Raw genomic sequence first — 22,858 nt, forward strand, 5'->3', positions numbered from 1 at the left:
AGATGAAATTCTTCGTAGATACCGCCGAAATCGATGCCATTGCCGAATTGAACGACCTTGGCATGGTGGATGGTGTCACCACCAACCCCTCGCTGATCAAGAAGTCCGGCCGCGACATCATCGAGGTCACCAAGGAGATCTGCGATCTGGTCGACGGTCCCGTCTCCGCCGAAGTGACCGCGACCGACGCCGAGACCATGATCGCCGAAGGGCGCAAGCTGGTGGAGATCGCCGAGAATATCGCCGTCAAGGTACCGCTGACCTGGGATGGCCTGAAGGCCTGCAAGGTGCTGTCCGACGATGGCCACATGGTCAACGTCACCCTCTGCTTCTCCGCCAACCAGGCGCTTCTGGCGGCCAAGGCGGGTGCGACCTTCATCTCTCCCTTCATCGGGCGCCTGGACGATATCAACCTCGATGGCATGGAGCTGATCGAGGACATCCGCACCATCTACGACAACTACGGGTTTGAGACCGAAATCCTCGCCGCTTCGATCCGCACCGTGAATCACGTTCTGGACTCTGCCCGTATCGGCGCCGACGTGATCACCGCCCCGCCCGCCGTGATCAAATCCATGGTCAATCACCCGCTGACCGACAAGGGCCTTGATGCCTTCCTCGCCGACATCAAGGCGGCTGACATCAAGATCCTCTGATCGAACGGTCAGCATACCCGATCTGACAAGGCGCTCTGGTTCAGGGCGCCTTTTTCATGCCGCAAGGCCCAGAATGCCGGGTCAAGGGCCGCGACAGCGGTCGCGCAGCGCGCGATCCACCCTTGACGCGGCCTCTTCAAACACAATCGATAGGGCGCTTTCGAGGGGGCAGACCGCCCCCTCAAACGCTTCTCCGCACAACAATAGGTCCGCAAGGACCGCCCCGCCGGGCGTCAGCCCGGCGCCCGGCCCAACCGGCAAGGGCCAGTCTCCGACTGTCCCGCAGTGGGCGGGAGCCTCCCCTGTCTCGCGCCCAAGACATCTCGGCGATTTTCCCTCACTACCACATTTTTCGCCGGCATCCGCCAAAACCCATGCTATAACCCGGGCCAAAGACCCAGCAGAGGTTCCTACATGAGCAGCAGTGCCCCCCTTGATGACGCCCTCCGCGCCGCGATTCTGGAAAAACCGGATGCGGTTCTGGAAGACCCGAATCTGATGAACGCCCTCGTCAGCGCCAATGAGCGCGCCATGGGGACAAATATCGTCGATCTGCGCGGCATTGCCATGGAACGGCTGGAGGCACGGCTGGACCGGCTGGAGGACACCCACCGCTCGGTGATCGCCGCCGCTTACGAAAACCTCGCGGGCACCAACCAGATCCACCGCGCCATCCTGCGCCTGCTGGATCCCGAGGATTTCCCCGGTTTCCTGGCCAGTCTCAACCAGGACATGGCCGAGATCCTGCGGGTCGATGCGCTGGCCCTGGTGCTGGAAACCCGACAGGAAGATGGCAATAGTGCCGCCGAACGCATCGGCGATGTGCTGAAACCGGTGGCTCCGGGGTTCGTTGCGGACTATGCCGCCGCAGGCAGCCGTGGCGGCACCGACCGGCAGATCAGCCTGCGCCAGGTACAAAACGGCAGCGCGCGGATCTATGGCACCAAGGCGGAATGGATCCGCTCCGAAGCCTGCCTGGTCTTGGATTTCGGCCCTGGCCGCCTGCCCGGCATGCTGGTGCTGGGGGCGGAAGACCCGCATCAGTTCTCGCCCCAGCAAGGCACCGATCTTCTGGCCTTCTTTGCCAGCGTCTTCGAACGCACCATGCGCCGCTGGCTGGCATGAGCCTGATCTCTCCGGCGTGCCGCGACGCCCTTCAGCACTGGCTGGAGGGGTTGAGCGCACTGGGGGGCGCCTCTGACAACACCATCACCGCCTATCGCGCGGATGTAAGCGGTTTTCTGGCCTTCATGAGCACCCATCACGGTGCGCCGCAGGGTCTCGGCGCGCTGGCGCGGATCTCCACCGCCGATATGCGGGCCTGGATGGCCTCGGAACGCAACGCGGGCACCGGCGCGCGCTCGCTGGCGCGCAAGCTCTCGTCGGTGAAGAATTTCTACCGCTGGCTGGCCGCGCGCGAAGGGTTCGAACCCACCGCCGTGCTGGCCGCCCGGGCGCCGAAGTTCCAGAAGAAACTGCCCCGCCCCCTTGCCGAGGATGCCGCCCGCGCGGTCCTTGAAACGGTTGAGCAGCAATCCAGCACCGACTGGGTCGCCGCCCGCGACGTGGCTGTGGTGACCCTGCTCTATGGCTGCGGCCTGCGGATTTCCGAAGCGCTTGGCCTCAGCGGCTGCGATGCCCCCCTGCCCGAGGTGCTGCGCATCACCGGCAAGGGCGACAAGGAGCGCGTGGTCCCGGTGATCCCCGCCGCGCGCGCCGCAGTCGACCGCTACCTGCACCTGTGCCCGCACCCGCAGGACAAGGACAGCCCGCTGTTTCGCGGGGTGCGCGGTGGTGCCCTCAACCCGCGTCAGATCCAGGGCGTGATGGCCAAGACCCGCGCCCAGCTGGGCCTGCCCGCCTCGGCCACGCCCCATGCGCTGCGCCACAGCTTTGCCACCCATCTGCTGGAAGCAGGTGGAGATCTGCGCGCCATACAAGAGCTTCTGGGGCATGCCTCGCTCTCGACCACCCAAGCCTATACGGCGGTGGATACGGCGCATCTGATGGAGGTCTACAACCGGAGCCATCCCAAGGCGTAAGACGCGCTGACAGGCGTGCGGACCTCATTCAGCGACGCTGAAAGACCGTCCAGGTAAAGGACTGCTCTGCGCCGCCGGGCGCCACATGCATCTCCTGCCAGTGATGACGCAGATCGAATTCGGGGCCCAGTTCCGCCGCCAACTGATCGGCGGAATACCTGCGGACCGGCAAGCCGCTGCATTTCTCCGGCCCATCCGGCGCGAAAGTGGCAAGGATCACATGCCCGCCAGAGCACACCCCGGCTTTCAGAGCCGCAACATAGGCTGCCCTGTCCTTCTCATCGGTCAGGAAGTGAAAGACCGCGCGGTCATGCCAGACCTCATAGCGGCGCGGCGGTGTCCAGTCGGTGATATTGGCAACGATCAAAGCAACGCCGACGGCCTGTTCTCCCAACCTGCGCCCGGCAACCGCAAGGGCAGCCTCGGAAATGTCCAGAACGGTCAGATCCCGCCATCCGCGCTCTGACAGGATCTTCGCCAGATCCGAGGCCCCACCGCCAATATCCACAAAGGGCACGTCCTGCCTGCCGACCAGAGAAAGCGCCTTCAAGGAGGCCTCGGGATGGGCCTGATACCAGCTGACCTCCGAGCGATCTTTCCGGGTATAGACAGCGTTCCAGTGCGCCTTGCAATCTGTCATCCGATTTCCCCTCCAAGGTCGCCCCGACAACGCTATCGGGTTGCTGCAAATGTTACATTCCACCCACGGAATGTGAAAGACTTGTCACCAAGATGGCCGGACGACCCGCAATATCCTTAAAATGCAAGATAATTCGACGGCAATCCGCAACCTGTCCTTAACCACGTCCGGGGCTTTTATGGGCACTCCCGCTCCAGAAAGGATGCTCCCATGTTTCACGATTCGGCCCTCTTCCTCGACCAGGCACCCGCCGTGCCCGCACCGCCGGTTTCGCGCATTCGCTGCCCGCGCTCGATCCCTGTCACGCAATGGCCCACGCCCGATGCCATCGCCGAAGAGTTGCGCCTCTTTGCCGATGCAGGGCCGCAGGGGAACAAAACCCTGCATTGAACCCTTGCGGGCCTGAGGCAAATTCGCCATCACGGATGAATGAGACCTCAGATCCGCGCCATCCTTGTTCATCTTCTGACCGCCACCGGCGCCGTCTTTGCCATGCTGGCCATGCTGGCGGCGACCAAGGGCGAGTGGAGCCTGATGTTCCTCTGGCTGGTGGTCGCCTTTGCCGTGGACGGTATCGACGGGCCGCTGGCCCGCCATTACCACGTCAAACGCTATGCGCCGCAGTTCGACGGGGTGCTGCTGGACCTGATCATCGACTATCTCACCTATGTCTTCATCCCGGCCTTTGCCCTGTTCCAATCCGGGCTTATGGCAGGCTGGACCGGCTGGTTCGCCATCATCGTGATCACCTTTGCCAGCGCGATGTATTTCGCCGACACCCGGATGAAGACCAAGGACAATTCCTTTTCCGGCTTTCCGGGATGCTGGAACATGCTGGTCCTGGTGATCTTCGCCCTTGAGCCCAGCCACTGGACCAGCCTGGCGCTGGTCACGCTGCTGGCAATCGCCATGTTCCTGCCGCTGAAGTTCATTCACCCGGTGCGCACTGAGCGCTGGCGCAAGGTCTCTTTGCCCGTCGCGTTGATCTGGACGCTCTTGGCGGGCTATGCAGCCTGGATCGACTTCCACCCCGAAAGCTGGGCGCATTGGGGGTTGGTGGTGACCTCTCTCTACCTGCTGTTTGTCGGCATCCTGCAGCAGATCATCCCACCCAAGCGCAGCTGAGACAGCCCCGCACAGCGGTGAACGTCAAAAAAGTCAAACAGAACGGCAGCTTGCAAATACATGGCAAAGCTCACTCAAATCCTGTGCAGTTTTGCAATCCCAAACTCATCAGCAATTAAACCCCATTTGCAATGATGTCTCCTCAATCCCACTCGTCCGATCGTGTGACGACCCATCAGGAGACCACGACATGACTGCGCTTTCCGCCCTGGGCGGCCATTCGAACGCCCACTCCATTCACATGCATCACCACCAACATCGTCACGGTTCGGATGAACATGCCGTACAGTCTGGCCCGCCCGACCATGCCAAGGCCTGGGGCTGGCGCGCCAAGCAAGCCGCCAAGATGGAGGCCACGCAGCCGCCCCCAAAGACACCTGCAGAAACACCGGCAGCCTCCGGGATCGATGCCCTGTTCAGCGGCAGCTTCGGCGAGATAAAGCTGAAGCTCGAATTTGAGATCGAAGCCGGTGAATTCAAGATCGAAGTCTCGCGGGATGAAGGCGGGCTGAGCGTCGAAATCGAGGCCGAGACCGACCAGGGTGAAATCAAGATCGCCTTTGAAAGCGGTGAACATGGTGGCCTGAAGGTGGAATTCGAATCCGACGAACTGGGCGAATTCAAGCTTTCGGTCGAAAATCTCAGCGAAGGCGATCCCGCCACTGCGCTGGAAATCGTCGACGAAGAGAACGCCCCCGCGACGGCACCGGCCGCACCCAGTGGCGCCGATATGGAGGCCATGGTGCTGGGCCTCGCCTCGGGCGACGGCGCGCCATCCAGCACCGGTGCCATGTCCGAATACGAACAGATGAAGACCCTGTTTTCCTGACGAATTCATCGGTCGGTAGCGCTCCGAACGGCGTCACCTTACAAGCGCTGCTGCCCGCTCACCTGTCAAATCAACAGGCCCGCCGCGCCTTCATGGCGCAGGAGGGCCACTTTTGTTTCCACACCCCCCTGGCCGGAAAACCCTCCCAGACCATTTCGGCCCAACACTCGGTGGCAGGGAATGATTATGGGAATGGGGTTGGCGCCACAGGCATTGCCCACCGCCTGCGCCGAACTGCCCAGCTGCTCGGCCAATTGACCATAGCTGCGGGTCTCTCCAAAGGGGATCGCGGCGATCGCGGCACAGACCGCACGCTGGTAATCGGATCCCGCGACCAAGAGCGGCAGATCGAAAATCCGCAGATCTCCTGCGAAATAGGCGTCGAGCTGTTCGATCCCGCGCCGCAGCACATCATCGGCTTGCGCGCTTGCAGAGGCCGCCGCCGTTCCCGCTGCACTCCAGGACAGTTCGGTGATCGCCTCTCCGGCCGCGATCAGAGTGATGCACCCCACCGGCGTTTGCAGGCATGCACTGCGGTGCCGCTCCATTGTCTTTCTTTCGTCCCCTGCTTCCCTGGTACCATTTTCCCCGGCGCCTCTACTGGTGCCTCTCTTGGCGCCCTGGCGGCTTGCGACAGTGCGCACCTGCACAGCGCTGCGCTTATACACTTTGGTATAGGTCTGATAACCCTCTGACCTGCTCGCCTCTCCCAGGGCACAGGTGCGCGACCTGCAGCGAATCTGCTAATTTAATACAACTGGAAAGCCCGGACTTAAGCATCAATTAGCCTTTGTGAACACGAAGCGGTCCCGGGCGGCAGGCGTCAAAGACGCCATGGGAATGGTAACCAAAGGTTCAACAAGAGTCATGCTGACACTGGATAAACCCCATACACTTTGGAAGAACGGACTGAAGGTTCATCGTCCGATCCGTGTCGATCCGGATCTGCGCGACCATACCGTTTATCACCTCACGGCCCTGTCCAAGAAAGAAACACCGCTCACCCCGACCAAGCCGATCGAGGGCAGCGACCGGGGCATGGCCTATCGGGAACAGCGCCGGATTGGACTACAGGGCGACCGCTTGCCCGGAACCCAAAGCCATTTGCAGCAAGTCATGCAAATGGGGTTGGCCCCAAAGTGGCAGAACCCACCGGTAAGCGCGGGGCAAAGCGGCACTGCCGCAGCGGCGGCCCAATCCCAGATTTCTTCTGCCGCCAAGGCCCTATGGCAGCAGTACATGGCGCTGATGTCCGGGCGGGCGGTTGGCCCGCTGCCGATGAGCGTGATCGAGGCCTGCGCAAGCTACGCCGCCTCCAAACAGGTGGTCGCCGCCTAAACCCCATTCGACTGAACAAAAAAGCGCCGCCGCAACCCATCGAGGGTCGCGGCGGCGCGGCAGCCTTTAACGGCTGCCAGATCGCCCTGTGGATCCGGGTCAGCCCAGCGCGCTGTTGCAGCGCCCGCAGACACCGGCATGGGCGTGATTGCCCACATCCGGCAGAATCTTCCAGCAACGCTGGCATTTCTGCCCTTCGGCCTTTTCAAAGACCACCGAGATACCGTCGACTTCTGGCATGCGGAAAGCTTCGACCGGGGCGGGATCACCGGTCAGCACCACGTCAGACGTGATGCAGATATCGGCGAAGTTCACCGATTTCAGCGCCGCCAGCACATCGCCATCGCGCAGATGCACCACCGGGGCGGCCTCAAGCGAGGCACCGATCACCTTGTCGGTGCGCTGGATCTCCAGCGCCGAGGTCACCACCCGGCGGGCCTGGCGGATCGCGGCCCATTTCGCCGCCAGCGACTCGTTCAGCCAATCGGCGGGCGTTTCGGGGATATCCACCAGGTGCACCGAGCTGTCGTCACCCGGGTAGCGCTCCAACCAGACCTCTTCCATGGTGAAGACCAGGACCGGCGCCAGCCAGGTGGTGAGCCGGTGGAACAGGATGTCCAGCACGGTGCGCGCGGCACGGGCATTTGCCGTATCGCCATCGCAGTAGAGCGCATCCTTGCGGATGTCGAAGTAGAAGGCCGACAGATCCACCGTGGCAAAGTTGAAGATCGCCTGCCACACGCCGTTGAAATCAAAGGCCTTGTAGCCTTCGCGCACGGTGTGATCCAGCTCGGCCAGGCGGTGCAGCACCCATTGCTCCAGCTCGGGCATGTCGGCGGGGGCAACGCGCTGATCTTCCGAGAAATCGCCAAGGCTGCCCAGCATGAAGCGCATGGTGTTGCGCAGCCGGCGATAGCTGTCGGCGGTGCCTTTCAGGATCTCCGGGCCGATCCGCTGGTCGGCGGTGTAGTCGGTCTGGGCCACCCACAGGCGCAGGATATCGGCGCCGTACTGCTGCACGACCTTTTCCGGCACGATGGTGTTGCCCAGGGATTTGGACATCTTCATGCCCTTCTCGTCCAGCGTGAAGCCGTGGGTCACCACGTTGCGGTAGGGCGCGCGGCCCAGGGTGCCGCAGGCCTCCAGCAGGGATGAGTGGAACCAACCGCGGTGCTGGTCGGTACCTTCCATATAGACATCGGCGATGCCGTCCTCGGTGCCATCGGCGCGGTCACGCAGCACAAAGGCATGGGTGGAGCCGCTATCGAACCACACATCCAGCACGTCAAAGACCTGATCATAAGCCTCCGGATCGACGATGCCGCCCAAAACCTGTTCCTTGAAGCCGTCTTCGTACCAGACATCGGCGCCCTTTTCGTCAAAGGCGGCCACGATACGCGCGTTCACCTCGTCATTGCGCAAGAGGAAGTCCGCATCGGTCGGCAGGGCGCCTTTCTTGGTGAAGCAGGTCAGCGGCACGCCCCAGGCGCGCTGGCGCGACAGCACCCAGTCGGGGCGGGTTTCGATCATCGAATAGAGGCGATTGCGCCCGGTCTGCGGCGTCCATTTCACCAGTTGATCGATCGAGGTCAGGGCGCGTTCGCGGATGGTCTTGCCGTAGGTATCCTGACCATCGCCCAGCTCGCGATCCACGGCCACGAACCACTGCGGCGTGTTGCGATAGATGATCGGCGCCTTGGAGCGCCAGGAATGCGGGTAGCTGTGCTTGATCTTGCCGCGCGCCATCAGCCCGCCGACCTCGACCAGCTTGTCGATCACCGTCTTGTTGGCATCGCCCTCGCCGCCCTTGCGGTTGAGGATATACTTGCCGCCAAAGAAGGGCAGATCGGCGCGGAACGAGCCGTCGTCCATCACGTTATAGGTGATGACCTGCTCCAGCATGCCAAGGTCACGGTAGAGTTCGAATTCCTCCATCCCGTGGCTGGGCGCGCAGTGCACGAAACCGGTGCCTTCGGTGTCGGTCACGAAATCGGCCGCGCGGAAATCGCGGATGTCATCCCATTCGCCATTGCCGCCTGTCGCGCCCGCCAGCGGGTGGGTCAGGCCAATACCGGCAAGATCTGAAACCGGCACGTCGGCCACGCGGGTGTACTGGTCTTCCTCAAGCCGCGCGCGTTTCATCACATCTGCGGCCAGGTTATCGGCCAGAACGTATTTGTCGCCCACATTGACCCAGGATTCCTCGGGCGTGCCGGTCACCTCATAGAGGCCATAGGCAATGTCCTCGCCGTAAACCACGGCCTTGTTCGAGGGCATGGTCCAGGGGGTGGTGGTCCAGATCACCACATAGGCGCCTGCCAGTTTGTGATCGACAGGCTCGGCGACCTTGAACTTCACCCAGATGGTGAAGCTTTCCTTGTCGTGGTATTCCACCTCGGCCTCGGCCAGGGCGGTTTTCTCCACCGGCGACCACATCACGGGTTTGGAGCCCTGATAGAGCGTTCCATTCATCAGGAACTTCTGGAATTCGCCCGCGATCACCGCCTCGGCGTGGTAATCCATCGTCAGATAGGGATCGGCCCAGTTGCCGGTGATGCCCAGACGCTTGAACTCTTCGCGCTGGATACCCACCCATTCATCGGCAAAGGCGCGGCATTCCTGGCGGAACTCGACCACCGGCACGGCGTCCTTGTTCTTGCCCTTCTTGCGGTACTGTTCCTCGATCTTCCACTCGATTGGCAGACCATGGCAATCCCAGCCCGGCACATAGCGGCTGTCATAGCCCATCATCTGGTGCGAGCGCACGATGATGTCCTTGATGGTCTTGTTCAGTGCATGCCCGATGTGCAGATGGCCGTTGGCATAGGGAGGGCCGTCATGCAGCGTGAACGGCTGGCGGCCTTCGTTGTTTTCCCGCAGGCGGTCATAGACGCCGATCCTCGCCCAACGCTCCAGCCATGCGGGCTCGCGCTTGGGCAGGCCTGCGCGCATGGGGAAATCGGTCTTGGGCAGGTTCAGCGTGTCTTTATAGTCGGGGGTCTGGGGCGTATCGGCGCACATCGGTGGCGTCCTTTGAATGGCTGTTCGGTCTTGGGATATTCGGTTCGGTGCGATGGCTCAAGCACCTTTGCCCGGCGGCTCCTGCGTTTCCCGCGAAGGGGATCAGAGCGCCGGGTAGGTAATTCGAATAATGATGGCCGCGCGGTGGGACATGGGCGCCTTATAGGGCGGCTTTCGGCAAGGGTAAAGCGTGCAGCGCTGCGACACGGCCACGGCTGTGCCTCTTTCAACCACCCCTGTGCCTCTTCCCCCCCTGAGCCTCTTTCAACGCCCTTCAATGCCCGCCCGGTTGTCCGGCGATAGCCGTCCGGTTGCCCAGCGCCACCCAGGCTGGTATTTGCGTTGCGCCAATCAACCAAAAACAACAGGGACTATTTGTGAAATACGCTATTCTACCCGCGCTGCTGGGCGCGCTCTCCCTCATGGCCGGATGCAACACCACAACGGCCGAAGGGGGTGAAAACCAGCAGATCGTTTCCCGCAATCAATCGACAGAGATTCAGCTGACCAAGGCGGGCAAGAAGCAAACGCCAGTCAACGTGCTGCCCGTCACCATCAAATACGTGCACGACAATTCCTACTCGGCAAGTCCGGTGTCCACCCGGCCGAAGGACTGTATCGCAAGCAGCCCCTACTTCAAGGCGGCCTTTACCGCACCGGCGCAGCTGAACCTGCCCAGCTATGGCGAAGAGACGCCGCCGATGACCGTCACCTGCAGCTCGGAGCGTGACGAGGTCGCCAAAACCGTATCGGTGGTCAACCTGACCCAGCAGGCGGTACAGGCCGCGGCAGCCGGTCACATGCTGTTCGGTTTCGGTCTGCTTGGCGCGGCCATCACCGCCGGACATGCCAGCGCACGCGACAAGTCCAAGGACGTCTGGGGCTACCCGAACCTGGTGAAACTGAACTGATGCGACATGCGCCCCCCCAACTATAGGGGGCGCATGTTTTCCATCATGGCATATGCGATCTGGCCAAGCCGCACGCCACGGGTGGGAAATGGTATTCAGCGTTGACGGGCCTCTAACAGGTTTCGTGCAGGAAATATTTGCCAGACGGCAAGTGCCCCCGTCAGGCGTGGAACAGCAGCCCGACCCCATAGGCCATGGCCGCCGCCGCACCGCCGATCAGCAGCGTTTCTGTGCCCGACCGCCACCAGGGCGCAAGGGACCAGCGGCTCTTGAAGGCGCCGATGGCGAAGAAACAGCCCATGGTCATCCAGGACGAGACCGCAAAGGCATTCTGAAGCCCGAACAGGAAGGGCAGCAGCGGGATCATCCCCGCCACCATGAAGGCGGCAAAGGTGGCCACGGCAGCCTTCATCGGGCGCGGATCGACGCCCGAGAGACCGTATTCCCCCTCGATCATCAGATCGACCCAGGTGTCGCGGCTCTTGCAGATCTCATCGGTTGCCTCTTCCAGCACCCGCCCGCTCAATCCCTTGAGCCGCAGGATCTCGCGCACCTCTCCGCGCTCGCCGTCCGGGTAGGTGTCGATGTGCCGGTTCTCGATCTGGCGCAGGCGGCGGATGTCGTCCAGCTCGGCCTTGGTGCCCGAATAGTTGCCAGCCGCCATGGAGAACCCGTCTGCCAGCACATTGGCCAGGCCAAGCGCCACGATCACGAAGGGCGACAGCCCCGCCCCCGCGACCCCGGCCACGATGGCAAAGGTTGTGACTGAGCCATCAATGCCGCCATAGACGATATCCCGCAACAGGCCGCGCCCGGGGGGCGCTCCGATACGGTCCTGGATTTCTTGCGGGCTGTGGCCGTGTTCGACTGCCATGGCGAGCTTCCTTATGCGGGTCCGCCCAGACTATCGCATTGACCAGAGCACGTCTTGCGACAGATCAACATGCCGACTGAAGCGGAGCCCTCCCGCGCCCTCGGTTGAGGTGCCTGCGCCCCTCACCCTGGCAGGCTTGGGCCTGGCGCGGCGCAGGGCGCCGCGCGCCCGTAGGATCTAGCCACCGGTTTTTCGGACCAGAGTGACCGCGCCGCGACAGCGGCGCTGGGCCCAACCGTGCAAGGCGGTCGCCAGACGGCCGTGGCCCGGGCGGGAGCCCCTCCGAAGACCTGTTCCGGACGGCTTCTTGGCGCCGGATCAGCCGTCAGATCCTTCGGTGGATTTACTGCGGGAAAACAGCCCGGACAGCGCGCCTTTGATCACCTTGCGGGTTGCGGGCCTGTGCCGCTCGGAAAAGGGCATCGGCCGACAGACCTCCATTGCAGCGATCCCCACCCGCGCCGAGAGCGCGCCATTCACCACGCCTTCGCCAAAGCGACGCGAGAGCTTTGACAGGACAGAGCCGCCCAGCACCGTATCAAGCATGTCCTCCCCGGCCGCCATGGCCCCGGTGGCCGCGAGATGCGCCAAAACCGTCCGCATCAGGCGCCAGGATCCGAACAGTCCCGAACGCCCGCCATAGATCTCGGCCACCCGGCGGATCATCCGGACCGAGGCCACCAGGGCCACCACCACATCCGCAAGCGCCAGCGGCACCAGGGCTGTCACCAGGGCAACCTGCCGGGCGGCCGCCTCCACCTCTGCCAGGGCACGCGCGTCCAGTGGGGCCAGGAGTTCATCCTCGATCAGATCCAGAACCGTATCCCCATCGATCAGCTCCGCAGAGCGCTCTGCCAGTCGGGCACGGTGCCAGGACAGATCGCTGCGATGAGCGTAAAACCGGACCAGCCGCGCCTGAAACGCCTGAACCGCTACCGGCCCCTCCGCTGCCAGGCTGCGAGCCTGGATCGCCGCCTGGCGCAGATCGTCAATGCGCCGGAGCCGCGCGAGGGCCAGCCCTTCCCGCAAGATCATGATCAGCGCCAGTGCCAGCGCCAGGACCAGCCCCGCGCTCACCATCCATCCCAAGACCGGGATCCTGTCGATCAACCCGGTGGCAAAATCCCAGGCCGCCACCGACAACACAGCGGCAAGCACCGCCAGGAGGATGCGCCAGAACCACCGCCCGACGCGCGAGGGTCGGCGCGTGGCAGCAACCGCCATGCGCGCCATCGCGGCAGGGGCTGTATCGCCCCCCTCGCCTGTATGGGCCTCCGGCACCGGAGCCGCATCGCTCACCTTGGGGGCGGGCTGCGGGTCATGCTCCAGATCAAAGACAACGGGGCCCTGGGTCATCCGGCGCGCTCCTTCGGATTGAGTGACGCGGGCCAGACATATTCGATATCCGGCAGGCCTTCGTCATTCTGCGCCCCGTCGCTGCGCCCGACCTCGGCAAAGCCTTCACGCAGGTAGAACCGCTGTGCGCCCTCATTGGCCTGAAAGGTGCGAAGGCTGAGCCGGGCCGGATCCGCCTCTCCGACCCTGTCGTTCCTCTCGTCCCTGTCGTCAGTATCGGCGGTGCCGTCGTTTCCACCCTTGCAAACCGCGATCTTGGCCGCATCCAAAAGGCGTTTCCCAATGCCGCCCCCGCAGGCCTCTGGCATCACGTAGAGCGAACAGATTTCATCCCCGTCCCGGGCCAGAAACCCCAGGATTGCGCCATCCCCCTCGACCACGGTGACCCAGCCACGATCGATCATCACCCCGCAAAAGCCAATTGCCTCGGCACCGGAATGCTGTTTCGGCATCCAAGCTGTTTCCATCTCGAACCGGTGCAGGATCTCTCCCATCCCGCCTGCATCGGTGGACCGCGCCGGGCGCAGGGTCAGGGTTTGCATCTGGGTCATAGCCGGTCTCCGATCAGAAAGTCCGCCGCCCGGTCCAGCCGGATGTGCGGCGGGCCGTCTCCGGGTTTCAGATCCAGCACTGCCGGGGCAAAGCGCATCGCCTGAAACTCACCCTCAAGCCAGGCCTCGGCGCCCTGGCGCGCCGGGATCAACAGCTTGCCCGGATCCCGAGGCAGCGCACCGGGGTAAAAGGCCGCCTGTCGCCCGCTGTCCAACAGGGTGCCACGCACGCAAGGCAGGTCTTTCCCGTCATGTGGGCGCATTTCCTCGGTCGTGGCCCGGATCGAGGCCAGCGCCAGCGCCGCCGTCTCGGCCCCGGCGAAACGTGCCCGATCCTGTGCCTCCCGCGTCAGCGCCTCGATGATCGCGGTCAGCTGCGGATGCTGTTCGTGATGGAGATGATCCGCCTTGGTCGCTGCGAACAGGATCTTTTCCACCCGCTTGCCGCCAAGGATCCGGGTCAGGAACCGATTACGACCGGGGCGGAAGGCGGCAAGGATATCCGCCATCGACTGACGCAGATCCTCGACCGCAGCGGGGCCGGAATGAATGGCCCCAAGCGCATCCACCAGCACCACCTGTCGATCGATGCGGGAAAAGTGATCGCGAAAGAAGGGTTTCACCACCTGCGCCTTATAGGCCTCATAGCGGCGCGCCATCTCGCGGCGCAGGCTGCCACGGGGCGCCGTGCCTTGACCTGTCGGCAGCGGCGCAAAGGTCAGAACCGGAGACCCCGCCAGATCGCCGGGCAACAAGAAGCGCCCCGGCGTGCAATCATAAAACCCGGCCTCGCGGGCCGCCTGCAGGTATCCGGTGAAAGCCGCAGCCAGGCTCTGGGCGTGCGGCTCACCATGGGCGGCATCGGGATCGGTGGCGGTGACAACAGACAGGAAGTCTTTCGCCTGCACCCGCGCCTCGATCCGGGCCAGAACCTCGGCCGCCCATTGATCGTAGCTCTTGTCCAGCAGCGCCAGATCCAGCAACCACTCTCCCGGGTAGTCCACGATATCAAGATGCAGCACCCGCGGCCCCTGCAGCCCGGCCAGCAGCCCCGTGGGCCGCACCTTCAGGCTGAGCCGCAGTTCAGAGACTGCGCGGGTGCTTTCGGGCCAATGGGGCGCGGGACCGGTGAGAGCCGCAAGATGGGCCTCATAATCGAAACGCGGCACGGTGTCGTCGGGTTGGGGCTGCAGAAAGGCGGCCTCTATGCGCCCGTCCCGCGCCGCTGACAGTTGCAACATGCGGCCCCGGTTCATCAGGTTGGCCACCAGCGAGGTGATGAAAACCGTCTTGCCCGCCCGCGCCAGGCCGGTAACCCCAAGGCGTACGGTCGGTTCCAGAAACGTCTCCGACAGGCTGCTGCCCAGCGCCTCGACCCGGCGGGCCGTGCTGTCGGCTAGGGATGTCAGTACCACGCGCCTGCCTTCTGTTGCCTTGCATTCTGATCCGGCCTTTCCGCCGACAGGACCAAGATAGGCAGCCCGGCCCGGGGTTACCAGTGCAGAGCGCCGCAGCGGCAAGGGGCTTGTCTCGCGCCGCAGCCCGCGCTATCGCCCCGCCATGGCGCGTTTTGCATTGAAAGTCGAATATCACGGCGCCCCTTTCGCGGGCTGGCAACGACAGAAGGATCAGCCCTCGGTACAGGGGGCGATCGAGGCTGCGCTGGCGCGGCTGGAACCGGGCGAGCATACCATCGCCGCCGCCGGGCGCACCGATGCGGGCGTTCACGCGCTGGGACAAGTGGCCCATTGCGACCTGCAAAAGGACTGGGATCCCTTCCGCCTGTCCGAAGCGCTGAACTATCACCTGAAACCGGCACCGGTGGCGATCACCGCCTGCGCCAGGGTCGCGGATGACTGGCATGCAAGGTTCACGGCAGTTGAACGGCAGTATCTCTTCCGCCTCCTGATGCGCCGCGCCCCGGCCACCCATGAGGCGGGACAGGTCTGGCAGATATCCCATGATCTGGATGTGGCAGCGATGCAGGAGGCGGCGAACAACCTCCTGGGGCGGCACGATTTCACCACCTTCCGCTCGTCCATCTGCCAGGCGCAAAGCCCGGTCAAGACGCTGGACGAGCTGCGGGTGGAACGCGTGACAGGTTTCACCGGACCCGAGGTGCACTTCCACGTACGCGCCCGCAGCTTCCTGCACAATCAGGTGCGCAGCTTCGTAGGCACTCTGGAACGTGTCGGCGCAGGCAGCTGGTCCCCTGCTGATGTAAAGTCCGCGCTAGAGGCCTGCGATCGCGCCGCCTGCGGCCCGGTCTGCCCCGGACAGGGCCTCTACCTTGCACGCGTCGGCTACCCAGATCCGGTCTTTCCCGAAGACACACCTCGCTAGTCCCACGAGGCGGGGATGGCTCCCGCGCCTTTCCCCCGCATCGAAGATGCAGCAAAAAGCCTTGGGCCCGGCGCCGCTACCGCGGCGCACTTCCACCCCACGAAAGCCGGGTCAAGGGCGGCAAGGCCGCCGCGCGGCACGCGCGGTTTACCCTTGAGGCGGCACTCTTCGACAAAATCGCAATGGCGCGTTCAGGGGCAGACCAGCCCCTGAACCGCTTCCCCAGCCCCCCGCGCCGCGCCAGCGGCGCCAGGCCCAACCGTGAGCGGCATTCAACAGAATGTCGCGAATGGGCGGGAGCCCCGGCCCATTCAGGACGGTGGGTGCAGCACCAATGTTTGCAGCGCGGTGGCAATCGGACCCCTGGTGTCATGCAGCACCGATTGCGACATGCCGATCCCGGTGCCATGCCAGTGCGACACCGACTCCGACGCCAACCAGTCGCTTTCGGGGGCGCGGTGGATGTGCAGCGTCAGATCCGTGTTCATGAAGCCCATCTCGGATGGGCGTGCGTTCCAGGAAATCCCGTTGCCGCAATCTGCAAGAGCACACATCGACTGAACCGGGGACTGCTCTTCCCCCTCCAAGAGACGGGGCGCGCGCATCCACATGGTCTTTGGCCCCACGCCAACCGAGAACCCCGGCGGGTAGGCGACCTCTATGAAATCCGCGAAAAACGGCTTCTGGTGCGGCCCACGGTCCGGGAAGAACTGCCCCGGCACCGCCTCCTCGAACCGCAGCGGCGTCACGGGGGCCGTTGGCACCGCGCCCAGGTCCTTGCGCACCAGGTGCATCGTTGTCGCCTGAACGCAGAGCGTGCCGTCGAGATCATGCACCGTGACCGATGTGGTCGCCAACGTGCGTGTGTGGCGCGTGGTCTCGGCCGCGACAACCAGCCCGGCCAGAGGCAGCGGTCGCAGGATATCCAGCGTCAGGCGGGCCAGCATCTTCTCTGCCCCGATCTCACGCTCGGCGGCGCGTGCCACCAGTCCGGTCACCGGACCTGCGTGGCAGTGCTCCGGAGACCAGGGGCCGCGGGCGGTATCGTTTCCAACAAACACGCCATCGGCAGATTGCGAGAAAAACGGCACCGCCGACAGCGCATCCTTCATGGGAATCAGACCTTTTCCTGCGTGTATTTCTTCAGCTCGGTCCGTGCCACCTGGCGGCGGTGCACCGCATCCGGCCCATCGGCAAAGCGCAGCGCGCGCTGCCAGGTCCAGCCCATGGCCAGCGGCGTGTCCTGGGAAATGCCCTGGCCGCCATACATCTGCATCGCCTCATCCAGCACCTTCAGCGCCACGCGCGGAGCCACCACCTTGATCTGCGAGATATGCGGCGCCGCGGCGCGCGCATCACCCTGATCCATCATCCAGGCGGCCTTGAGGCACAGAAGCCGGGCCATCTCGACCTCCATGCGGCATTCGGCGATGATGTCGTAGTTGGCGCCGAGCTGCGCCAGTTTCTTGCCAAAGGCTTCTTTCTCGAGCGAGCGGCGGCACATCAGCTCCAGCGCCGCCTCGGCCTGACCGATCGAGCGCATGCAGTGGTGGATGCGGCCCGGCCCAAGACGCCCCTGCGCGATCTCGAAGCCGCGCCCTTCGCCGACCAGCAGGTTCTCGGCCGGAACGCGGACATTGGTGAAGCGCAGATGCATGTGGCCGTGGGGCGCATCGTCATGGCCGAAGACCTCCATCGGGCGCAGGATCTCGATGCCCGGCGTGTCGGCTGCCACCACGATCATCGAATGGCGCCCGTGTTTGGGCAGATCGTCACCGCCCGTGCGCACCATCACGATATAGACCTTGCAGCGCGGATCACCTGCACCCGAGGCCCAGTACTTCTCGCCATTCAGCACGTAGTCATCGCCATCGCGCACGCAGGACATGTCGATATTGGTTGCATCGGACGAGGCGACGTCCGGCTCGGTCATCAGGTAGGCGGAGCGGATCTCGCCCTCAAGCAGCGGCGCCAGCCACTGTTTCTTCATTGCTTCAGTGCCGTAGCGCTCAAAGACTTCCATGTTGCCGGTATCCGGTGCCGAACAGTTGAACACTTCGGATCCCAGCGGGGTCTTGCCCATTTCCTCGGCGAAATGCGCGTATTCCACAGTGGTAAGGCCAAAGCCCCGGTCGCTGTCGGTCAGCCAGAAGTTCCACAGACCGGCGGCCTTCGCCTTGGCCTTCAGCCCCTCAAGGATCTCGGCCTGCCGTTCGGTATAGGTCCAGCGGTCTCCCTTGCCGATCTCGGCCTGGTATTCTGCCTCCAGCGGCATGATCTCGTCGCGCACCATGGCCGCGACCCGATCAAGCAGCTTGCGGTTCTCCTCCCGCATTCCGAAATTCATATCCATGACCGTCCTCCCTCACGACTTTCGCTTTGGTCGAAACCATGGCTTAGTCCGTGGAAGACTGTCCAGCACTGTGACGGAACGTAACAGGCTGACCGTACGGCACAAAGACGAGGGACTATCGAAAATGGCACTACTCATCAGCATCGGACATGGCGGCTGGTACAGCGAAGAGGATCTGGCAGAGGAGCTGCGCGCGCTGGCCCCCGGCGCCGATATCCGCCCCGCATCCAGCCCCGGCAACCTGGATGAGATCACCATGCTGGCGGTCTCGACCCTCAAGACAGATATCGCCGCACGCCTGCCGAACCTGAAGCTGGTGCAGAAACTGGGTGCGGGCGTCGAAACCACCGTCAATCATCCCACAGTGGCGCCCCATGTGCGCGTGGCGCGGCTGAAGCCCGAGGAGCCCGCCCGCGAGATCGCGGAATACTGTCTTGCCTATGTTCTGCGCGCACAACGTAATCTCCTGCACCACGCCGAGGCGCAGGCCCGGGCCCATTGGGATCCGGTGGCCCCGAAACGCACCCATATGACAACCGTGGGCGTGTTGGGCTTGGGTCATATCGGCGGGCTGACGGCGCGGCTGATGGCAGGCCTCGGCTTTCAGGTACACGGCTGGAGCCGCTCGGCAAAAGGGATCGAAGGCATCACCTGTCATCACGGCGCGGACGCCCTGCCGGGGATGCTGGGCCAATGCGATTATGTCTGCGCCATCCTGCCTTCGACCTCTGAAACACGCGGCCTGATGGGCCCCGAGATGCTGGCCGCCATGAAGCCCGGCGCCATGCTGATCAACGCCGGGCGCGGCGATCTGATTGATGAGGCCGCCCTGATCGCCGCCCTGAATCGCGGCACGCCCGGCCATGCGGTGCTGGATGTGCTGTGCACGGAACCCCTGCCCCAGGACGATCCCCTCTGGCGCCATCCTTCAGTGACCATCACGCCGCATGTGTCGGGCTGGCATCTGGGCGATGCCCTGGCTGATGTGGTGGAGAATCTGCGCCGCCTTGAGGCCGGACAGGCGCTCTTGCATGAGGTGGACCGGGCGCGGGGATATTGACCCCCCGCCCGCCAGCGTCTGCGACTCACAGCAATTAAGGATAACTGAGGGGTTCTTCTGCGCCAGATGATACCGATGGAATAGGAGAGCCGCTACCTTTAGGGGCTGGTCCTGACCCTAGGCGGGACATACAGCAAATTCTTTTCAAATTATTCTCAAATCGAAGCCTGTCGGCCCGCGCCCGGCACAAGAAAGGGTCTTCGACATGAGACGGTCGCCTTCGCCGAACAGCCAAACCGCAAACCTCTGTTGCAGACTACCTGCAGCGGTGATCCTTGGGGTCATCGCCGTGGCGGGGGCCTCCCCGGCCCGCGCCGATGATGGCGGCACGCTCTTCGAAATCCCGATCACGCCGCAGCGCGATGCGAATTTCAACCGGATCATCTCGACCGGCAGCGCGCTTGGCGCCGCAGCGCAAAGCCGCTCGATCGGGGCAATCGCCAATACGATCTCGATCGTGCAAAGCGGATCGGGCAATACCATCATCCTGAACGCAGAGCAGACGAACTCCGGCGCCCTGATCGCCGCAGACAGTCTCAATGGCAGGCTGAACCTTGAGTAGCCGGTCGCGCATATCCGCGCTGTTCGGGCCTGTGTTCCTGGTGCTCAGCGCCTGTTCGGTGACAATGCGCCCGGATGCGCAGGGCCAATACGTCACCCCCATCGGAACGGCTCCGGTGATCGGCAATGAAACACCCTATAGCAAGGCCTTGACCTGCCTTTCCGATCATGTGGAGAGGAAAACCGCGCCCCGGATCGCGGTTGGCGCCATCACCGACTATACCGGCAAGTATTCCGACAACCTTGGCGGGCGGCGGGTCACGCAGGGGGCATCGCTGATGGCGATCTCGGCGCTGGACCGGATCGGGCTGCCGCTGGTGGAGCGGCTGGACACCGCCGTGGCCACGGATGAGCTGAAGCTGGCCAACAACAACCTTATCGAAGACGATGGCGCCGTGCGCGACATCCGGCCCGCCAGCGTCCTCGGCAGTGACCTGGTGCTGCTCGGCGGTATTACCGAGCTGAACTACAATATCGGCTCCAGCGCGGTCGATCTCCTGGCAGGCAATGGCGGCTTCGGTTCGCAGGTCTACGTGATGAACGTGGCGATCGACCTGCGGCTGGTAGAGACCCAAAGCCTGAGGGTGGTCGATGTGGTCAGCTACCAGAAACAGATCATCGGCCGCGAAGTACGCGCCGGGGTCTTTGAATTCTTCGGCGATCACCTTTTCGATCTCTCCGTTTCCGAACGGGCGCTGGAACCGATGCAGATGGCGGTTCGGGCGATGATCGAAAAGGCCGTCGCGGACCTGACACGCACCCATCTGCAGATTGATCCGGAGGTCTGCGTGTTGGACCTGGAGACCCCGGCATCCCAACCCCAAACCCTTTGAACGAGTGGAAAACCCGATGAAGATGAAACTGATCACCGGCGCGGCTCTGACCTGCCTGGCGGCCCCGGCCCTGGCCGACAACAACGGAAACGGCAATGGAAACGGGAACGGCAATGGCGTTCTGAGCGACATCAACCTCAGCGTTGAAACGGCTGTCTCCCAGACCATGGCTCTCAACGGCCAGCTGAACCTTGGCGATGTCACTGCCGAGATCTCCGAAGAGGCGACGATCACCGCCAGTGACGCCGTGAACTCGGCCGTGACAGTGGCCGCCATCGCCAACTCGCTGACGTCGGACCTGGGGACCGCCGTGCAGCAAGCGAACCTTGGCGCGACCCTGGCCACGCTCAGCGGATCGGTCACCGATGCCACCGTGACAGTGGCCGCTATCGGCAACTCGGCCAGCCTCAACCTCAGCGGTGCAACCGGCGTCCATTCGGCTATGGGGCAGCTCAACACCGGCGCGATCACCGCCTCTGTCAGCGGCCAGGTCACCAACGCCGCCGCAGTCACCGCCGCGGCGATCGGAAACTCGCTGACGGTGACCAACGCGGTTTTGAACTAATACGCCAGTCTCGGCGGATCCTCCCGATCCGCCGGGGTTTCAGATCGGGGCAAGACACTGGAAGCCGGACCGTTCATAGAGCAGCGGCTCGCCTTCGCCCTGCGCGATGTCCGTGATCCGCCCGATGAAGACCGTGTGGCTGCCCGCCTCGGTCGCCTCGCTCACATCGCAGGAAAAGCACAACAGCGCCGAAGCCAGCCGCGGCAGGCCGCGGGCATCGCAGCTCCAATCTCCCCATGCGAATTTCTCCTCTCCGGTCACGCCGCCCTGGCCTGCAAATTGCATCGCCAAGAGACCGTCCGGCTTGGCCAGAAGGTTGACGTTGAAACGGCCCGTCTCGTGGATCGCGGCGCGGGTGCCGGTGGCGCGGTTGACGCAGACCAGCAGGCTGGGCGGATCGGCCGAGACCGAGCAGACGGCGGTGGCGGTGATGCCGCGCCGCTCTGCCCCCGCTTCCGGTCCCGACAGGGCGGTGATCACCGTCACCGCCCCCGGAAACCGCGCCATGGCCGAGCGGAAGCTGGCTTGATCGACGCTCATGCTCATGCCTCAGGCCGCCTGGAGTTCGGCAAGATAGGCCTCGGCCGCCTGCGGATCGGCAAACCATGGGAAGAAATCACGCGGATCGTCGAACCCGTTGGTGATCCGGTCGGCCAGACGCTGTTCGCCACAGGCGGTGCCCATGATGTTCAGCACATGTGGCGGCGGCGGCAAGAGCATCATGTTGGTCCAGTTCACCACCCATTGCGCATAGTCCCAATAGGCATTGAAGGTGCCCTGCATCCAGGCCTCGTCAAAGGGCAGATCGTCCCGCGCCAGGATCCGGTCCATATAGACCTTCGCCGCCTTGGAGGCATTGTTGGATCCCTGCCCGGTGATCGGATCGTTGAGACAGACCGCATCGCCGATGCCCAGCACCTTGGCGCCCGAGGGCAGCGTTGCCACCGGTTTGCGCACCGTCGGCGGGAAGCGACCGGCAAGGATGCCGTTGTCATCGGTCAGTTCGATATCGCTGCAGCGCTCTGCCTCCCAGGGCAGGAAGGTCGAGAGGATCTCCTTTGATTTCGCCAGATGCTGCTCGGGGGATTTCACATCACCCCAGCAATCCATCGGGCCACCCGGTACACCCTCGAACACCATGATCTCGCAAGGGCCGGTGGTGGTCAGCGCCGGGAAGACGAAGTATTCGCCCACGCCGGGGATCAGGTTGAAGCAGACGGCAGAATGATCTTCGCGCGGGGTCATGCCCTTGACGTAGGTCAGCGCCAGCGCCCGCATCGGCGCGTCATAGGGGGATTTCTCGGCGTCGCGTTCGAACAGACGCCCGACCTCGCCCTTGCCCGAGGCGACCAGCACCAGGTCATCCTCGCGGGCGTAAAGCTCCAGATCGCTGATCCCGGCCTCCTTGATGACCAACTGGCCGCCAAGGCGTTCGAATTCATCCAGCCAGACCGGCATCTTGACCCGCTGGTCCACCGAATAGGCAAAGCGGTCCAGTTTCCCCGTCCAGTCAATCGCCTTGGCACCTGCCTGTTCCGGGTGCGGCACGGCAAAGGAGATGCCTTCGACCGGCGGGCACTGATCCTCGGTCCAGAATTCGATGCCGAGATCGCGCTCGTTCTGCACCGATTCGCCGAACATGCATTGGCTGGACATGACCCGGCCGGCCTTGATGTCCTCGCCCGTGCGGTTCTGCACGATACGCACCTTGTAGCCCTTTTTCAGCAGGCCAAGGCCCAGTTGCAGGCCCGACTGGCCGCCGCCGATGATGGTGATCTTTCTCATTGTCGTTATTCCCTG

At 63.7% G+C, this 22,858-nt stretch carries 24 protein-coding genes; 13 read left to right on the plus strand and 11 right to left on the minus strand.

From position 1 onward, the window contains the following. The first annotated feature begins 2 nt into the window (after positions 1-2). The 3 genes from fsa to PXK01_RS04120 all read left to right on the plus strand — a co-directional run bounded on the left by fsa (position 3) and on the right by PXK01_RS04120 (position 2,698). A complete protein-coding gene (fsa, locus tag PXK01_RS04110) occupies positions 3-656 on the plus strand; it encodes a fructose-6-phosphate aldolase (RefSeq protein ID WP_274847486.1) in 654 nt (217 codons plus the stop codon). 414 nt (positions 657-1,070) lie between these two features. Beyond that, complete coding sequence (locus tag PXK01_RS04115) at positions 1,071-1,781, plus strand: DUF484 family protein (protein WP_274847485.1); 711 nt, start codon at positions 1,071-1,073, stop codon at positions 1,779-1,781. Beyond that, positions 1,778-2,698 (plus strand): tyrosine recombinase XerC, encoded by a 921-nt coding sequence (locus PXK01_RS04120; protein WP_274858976.1) that lies wholly within the window; start codon positions 1,778-1,780, stop codon positions 2,696-2,698. Before PXK01_RS04115 ends, PXK01_RS04120 begins: the two co-directional genes overlap by 4 nt. A 28-nt stretch (positions 2,699-2,726) precedes the next feature. On the opposite strand, the gene PXK01_RS04125 is transcribed toward PXK01_RS04120, so the two are convergent. After that, the gene (locus PXK01_RS04125) at positions 2,727-3,338 is read right to left on the minus strand and encodes a class I SAM-dependent methyltransferase (protein ID WP_274858977.1); all 612 of its coding nucleotides are present in this window, start codon (positions 3,336-3,338) and stop codon (positions 2,727-2,729) included. A 210-nt stretch (positions 3,339-3,548) separates the two neighbouring features. Between PXK01_RS04125 and PXK01_RS04130 the strand changes: the two genes are divergently transcribed. The 3 genes from PXK01_RS04130 to PXK01_RS04140 all read left to right on the plus strand — a co-directional run bounded on the left by PXK01_RS04130 (position 3,549) and on the right by PXK01_RS04140 (position 5,292). After that, positions 3,549-3,728 (plus strand): hypothetical protein, encoded by a 180-nt coding sequence (locus PXK01_RS04130; RefSeq protein WP_274858979.1) that lies wholly within the window; start codon positions 3,549-3,551, stop codon positions 3,726-3,728. A gap of 39 nt (positions 3,729-3,767) precedes the next feature. Further along, complete coding sequence (locus tag PXK01_RS04135) at positions 3,768-4,463, plus strand: CDP-alcohol phosphatidyltransferase family protein (RefSeq protein WP_274847481.1); 696 nt, start codon at positions 3,768-3,770, stop codon at positions 4,461-4,463. A 190-nt stretch (positions 4,464-4,653) separates the two neighbouring features. Further along, positions 4,654-5,292 carry a hypothetical protein gene (locus PXK01_RS04140; RefSeq protein ID WP_274858980.1) on the plus strand — a complete coding sequence of 213 codons (639 nt, stop codon included), beginning with the start codon at positions 4,654-4,656 and terminating at the stop codon, positions 5,290-5,292. A gap of 65 nt (positions 5,293-5,357) precedes the next feature. Here PXK01_RS04140 and PXK01_RS04145 read toward each other — a convergent pair whose 3' ends face one another. After that, positions 5,358-5,840, minus strand: coding sequence for a methylated-DNA--[protein]-cysteine S-methyltransferase (locus tag PXK01_RS04145; RefSeq protein WP_274847479.1), 483 nt, complete (start codon positions 5,838-5,840; stop codon positions 5,358-5,360). 319 nt (positions 5,841-6,159) lie between these two features. Here PXK01_RS04145 and PXK01_RS04150 point away from each other — a divergent pair, with 319 nt between their 5' ends. Beyond that, entirely contained in the window at positions 6,160-6,630 is a 471-nt protein-coding gene (locus tag PXK01_RS04150) for a hypothetical protein (RefSeq protein ID WP_274847478.1), read from the plus strand. 99 nt (positions 6,631-6,729) lie between these two features. On the opposite strand, the gene ileS is transcribed toward PXK01_RS04150, so the two are convergent. Further along, positions 6,730-9,651, minus strand: a complete 2,922-nt coding sequence (ileS, locus tag PXK01_RS04155; RefSeq protein WP_274858982.1) for an isoleucine--tRNA ligase — start codon at positions 9,649-9,651, stop codon at positions 6,730-6,732. Between the two features lie 377 nt (positions 9,652-10,028). Here ileS and PXK01_RS04160 point away from each other — a divergent pair, with 377 nt between their 5' ends. Beyond that, entirely contained in the window at positions 10,029-10,562 is a 534-nt protein-coding gene (locus PXK01_RS04160; protein WP_274858983.1) for a hypothetical protein, read from the plus strand. Positions 10,563-10,722: 160 nt separating this feature from the next. Here the strand turns inward: PXK01_RS04160 and PXK01_RS04165 are convergent, their stop codons facing one another. From PXK01_RS04165 to PXK01_RS04180, 4 genes are all read right to left on the minus strand, one after another. After that, positions 10,723-11,436 carry a VIT1/CCC1 transporter family protein gene (locus tag PXK01_RS04165; protein ID WP_274847475.1) on the minus strand — a complete coding sequence of 238 codons (714 nt, stop codon included), beginning with the start codon at positions 11,434-11,436 and terminating at the stop codon, positions 10,723-10,725. 318 nt (positions 11,437-11,754) lie between these two features. Further along, positions 11,755-12,792, minus strand: coding sequence for a YcjF family protein (locus tag PXK01_RS04170; RefSeq protein ID WP_274858984.1), 1,038 nt, complete (start codon positions 12,790-12,792; stop codon positions 11,755-11,757). After that, on the minus strand, positions 12,789-13,343 hold the full coding sequence (locus PXK01_RS04175) for a GNAT family N-acetyltransferase (RefSeq protein ID WP_274858986.1): 555 nt from the start codon (positions 13,341-13,343) through the stop codon (positions 12,789-12,791). The genes PXK01_RS04170 and PXK01_RS04175 overlap by 4 nt, the downstream gene beginning before the upstream one ends. Next, positions 13,340-14,758 (minus strand): YcjX family protein, encoded by a 1,419-nt coding sequence (locus tag PXK01_RS04180; protein WP_274858988.1) that lies wholly within the window; start codon positions 14,756-14,758, stop codon positions 13,340-13,342. Before PXK01_RS04180 ends, PXK01_RS04175 begins: the two co-directional genes overlap by 4 nt. A gap of 145 nt (positions 14,759-14,903) precedes the next feature. Here PXK01_RS04180 and truA point away from each other — a divergent pair, with 145 nt between their 5' ends. Further along, a complete protein-coding gene (gene truA, locus PXK01_RS04185; RefSeq protein ID WP_274858990.1) occupies positions 14,904-15,686 on the plus strand; it encodes a tRNA pseudouridine(38-40) synthase TruA in 783 nt (260 codons plus the stop codon). Positions 15,687-15,997: 311 nt separating this feature from the next. Here truA and PXK01_RS04190 read toward each other — a convergent pair whose 3' ends face one another. Together PXK01_RS04190 and PXK01_RS04195 are read right to left on the minus strand one after the other, a co-directional pair. Then, entirely contained in the window at positions 15,998-16,798 is an 801-nt protein-coding gene (locus tag PXK01_RS04190; RefSeq protein WP_274858993.1) for a thioesterase family protein, read from the minus strand. Between the two features lie 5 nt (positions 16,799-16,803). Then, the gene (locus PXK01_RS04195) at positions 16,804-18,039 is read right to left on the minus strand and encodes an acyl-CoA dehydrogenase family protein (RefSeq protein ID WP_274858994.1); all 1,236 of its coding nucleotides are present in this window, start codon (positions 18,037-18,039) and stop codon (positions 16,804-16,806) included. Positions 18,040-18,163: 124 nt separating this feature from the next. On the opposite strand from PXK01_RS04195, the gene PXK01_RS04200 reads away from it, so the two are divergent. From PXK01_RS04200 to PXK01_RS04215, 4 genes are all read left to right on the plus strand, one after another. Beyond that, positions 18,164-19,099 (plus strand): 2-hydroxyacid dehydrogenase, encoded by a 936-nt coding sequence (locus PXK01_RS04200; protein ID WP_274858995.1) that lies wholly within the window; start codon positions 18,164-18,166, stop codon positions 19,097-19,099. Positions 19,100-19,304: 205 nt separating this feature from the next. Then, complete coding sequence (locus PXK01_RS04205; RefSeq protein ID WP_274858996.1) at positions 19,305-19,661, plus strand: hypothetical protein; 357 nt, start codon at positions 19,305-19,307, stop codon at positions 19,659-19,661. After that, the gene (hfaB, locus tag PXK01_RS04210) at positions 19,654-20,493 is read left to right on the plus strand and encodes a holdfast anchoring protein HfaB (RefSeq protein ID WP_274858997.1); all 840 of its coding nucleotides are present in this window, start codon (positions 19,654-19,656) and stop codon (positions 20,491-20,493) included. The genes PXK01_RS04205 and hfaB overlap by 8 nt, the downstream gene beginning before the upstream one ends. A gap of 16 nt (positions 20,494-20,509) precedes the next feature. After that, positions 20,510-21,058: a hypothetical protein gene (locus tag PXK01_RS04215; RefSeq protein WP_274858998.1), complete on the plus strand. Its 549-nt coding sequence runs from the start codon at positions 20,510-20,512 to the stop codon at positions 21,056-21,058. 39 nt (positions 21,059-21,097) lie between these two features. On the opposite strand, the gene PXK01_RS04220 is transcribed toward PXK01_RS04215, so the two are convergent. Together PXK01_RS04220 and PXK01_RS04225 are read right to left on the minus strand one after the other, a co-directional pair. After that, a complete protein-coding gene (locus PXK01_RS04220) occupies positions 21,098-21,598 on the minus strand; it encodes a flavin reductase family protein (protein ID WP_274858999.1) in 501 nt (166 codons plus the stop codon). Positions 21,599-21,607: 9 nt separating this feature from the next. Beyond that, positions 21,608-22,843, minus strand: coding sequence for a styrene monooxygenase/indole monooxygenase family protein (locus tag PXK01_RS04225; RefSeq protein ID WP_274859001.1), 1,236 nt, complete (start codon positions 22,841-22,843; stop codon positions 21,608-21,610). Positions 22,844-22,858: the final 15 nt, after the last annotated feature.

The sequence above is a fragment of the Phaeobacter sp. PT47_59 genome, from assembly GCF_028890025.1.
Taxonomy (GTDB): domain Bacteria; phylum Pseudomonadota; class Alphaproteobacteria; order Rhodobacterales; family Rhodobacteraceae; genus Phycobacter.

Coding starts and splice junctions, on each gene's coding strand:
- fsa (WP_274847486.1), top strand. CDS start 3: ATGAAATTCTTCGTAGATACCGCCGAAATCGATGCCATTGCCGAATTG.
- PXK01_RS04115 (WP_274847485.1), top strand. CDS start 1,071: ATGAGCAGCAGTGCCCCCCTTGATGACGCCCTCCGCGCCGCGATTCTG.
- PXK01_RS04120 (WP_274858976.1), top strand. CDS start 1,778: ATGAGCCTGATCTCTCCGGCGTGCCGCGACGCCCTTCAGCACTGGCTG.
- PXK01_RS04125 (WP_274858977.1), bottom strand. CDS start 3,338: ATGACAGATTGCAAGGCGCACTGGAACGCTGTCTATACCCGGAAAGAT.
- PXK01_RS04130 (WP_274858979.1), top strand. CDS start 3,549: ATGTTTCACGATTCGGCCCTCTTCCTCGACCAGGCACCCGCCGTGCCC.
- PXK01_RS04135 (WP_274847481.1), top strand. CDS start 3,768: ATGAGACCTCAGATCCGCGCCATCCTTGTTCATCTTCTGACCGCCACC.
- PXK01_RS04140 (WP_274858980.1), top strand. CDS start 4,654: ATGACTGCGCTTTCCGCCCTGGGCGGCCATTCGAACGCCCACTCCATT.
- PXK01_RS04145 (WP_274847479.1), bottom strand. CDS start 5,840: ATGGAGCGGCACCGCAGTGCATGCCTGCAAACGCCGGTGGGGTGCATC.
- PXK01_RS04150 (WP_274847478.1), top strand. CDS start 6,160: ATGCTGACACTGGATAAACCCCATACACTTTGGAAGAACGGACTGAAG.
- ileS (WP_274858982.1), bottom strand. CDS start 9,651: ATGTGCGCCGATACGCCCCAGACCCCCGACTATAAAGACACGCTGAAC.
- PXK01_RS04165 (WP_274847475.1), bottom strand. CDS start 11,436: ATGGCAGTCGAACACGGCCACAGCCCGCAAGAAATCCAGGACCGTATC.
- PXK01_RS04170 (WP_274858984.1), bottom strand. CDS start 12,792: ATGACCCAGGGCCCCGTTGTCTTTGATCTGGAGCATGACCCGCAGCCC.
- PXK01_RS04175 (WP_274858986.1), bottom strand. CDS start 13,343: ATGACCCAGATGCAAACCCTGACCCTGCGCCCGGCGCGGTCCACCGAT.
- truA (WP_274858990.1), top strand. CDS start 14,904: ATGGCGCGTTTTGCATTGAAAGTCGAATATCACGGCGCCCCTTTCGCG.
- PXK01_RS04190 (WP_274858993.1), bottom strand. CDS start 16,798: ATGAAGGATGCGCTGTCGGCGGTGCCGTTTTTCTCGCAATCTGCCGAT.
- PXK01_RS04195 (WP_274858994.1), bottom strand. CDS start 18,039: ATGGATATGAATTTCGGAATGCGGGAGGAGAACCGCAAGCTGCTTGAT.
- PXK01_RS04200 (WP_274858995.1), top strand. CDS start 18,164: ATGGCACTACTCATCAGCATCGGACATGGCGGCTGGTACAGCGAAGAG.
- PXK01_RS04205 (WP_274858996.1), top strand. CDS start 19,305: ATGAGACGGTCGCCTTCGCCGAACAGCCAAACCGCAAACCTCTGTTGC.
- PXK01_RS04215 (WP_274858998.1), top strand. CDS start 20,510: ATGAAGATGAAACTGATCACCGGCGCGGCTCTGACCTGCCTGGCGGCC.
- PXK01_RS04220 (WP_274858999.1), bottom strand. CDS start 21,598: ATGAGCGTCGATCAAGCCAGCTTCCGCTCGGCCATGGCGCGGTTTCCG.
- PXK01_RS04225 (WP_274859001.1), bottom strand. CDS start 22,843: ATGAGAAAGATCACCATCATCGGCGGCGGCCAGTCGGGCCTGCAACTG.